Origin of the sequence: Planktosalinus lacus (assembly GCF_014640155.1) — a bacterium.
Taxonomy (GTDB): Bacteria; Bacteroidota; Bacteroidia; order Flavobacteriales; family Flavobacteriaceae; genus Planktosalinus; species Planktosalinus lacus.
Genome location: NZ_BMGK01000036.1, coordinates 1 through 753, shown reverse-complemented (window position 1 = coordinate 753; position 753 = coordinate 1). Strand labels below are relative to the sequence as shown.

Here is a 753-nt window from a genome sequence, read left to right as displayed (position 1 = left end):
CAATGGCGCTTACTTTTTAAGTTCCGGAGGAGTAGATCCGATAGCAGTTGGTACCGATATTACAACGACCACGACAATTTATGTGTATGCTGAAACCGGCACGACCCCGAATTGTTTTGCGGAAAACAGCTTTACGGTAACGATCAACGATACACCATTGGTGGACGACCCTGCAGATGTTACGGCCTGTGATACATATGAATTACCTGCATTGACCAATGGCGCTTACTTTTTAAGTTCCGGAGGAGTAGATCCGATAGCAGTTGGTACCGATATTACAACGACCACGACAATTTATGTGTATGCTGAAACCGGCACGACCCCGAATTGTTTTGCGGAAAACAGCTTTACGGTAACAATCAACGATACCCCATTAGTAGATGACCCTGCAGATGTTACGGCCTGTGATACATATGAATTACCTGCTTTGACCAATGGCGCTTACTTTTTAAGTTCAGGAGGAGTAGATCCGATAGCAGCCGGTACCGATATTACCACGACCACGACAATTTATGTGTATGCTGAAACCGGCACGACACCAAATTGTTTTGCGGAAAACAACTTTACGGTAACAATCAACGATACCCCATTAGTAGATGACCCTGCAGATGTTACGGCTTGTGATACTTATGAATTACCTGCTTTGACCAATGGCGCTTACTTTTTAAGTTCAGGAGGAGTAGACCCAATAGCAGCCGGTACCGATATTACCACGACCACGACAATTTATGTGTATGCTGAAACCGGCACGAC

Annotated in this window: 1 pseudogene; it reads left to right on the top strand. The window is 45.0% G+C overall.

Annotated features, from left to right (window positions below):
• Window positions 1-753: pseudogene (locus IEV69_RS13800) on the top strand (hypothetical protein); the annotation flags it as partial.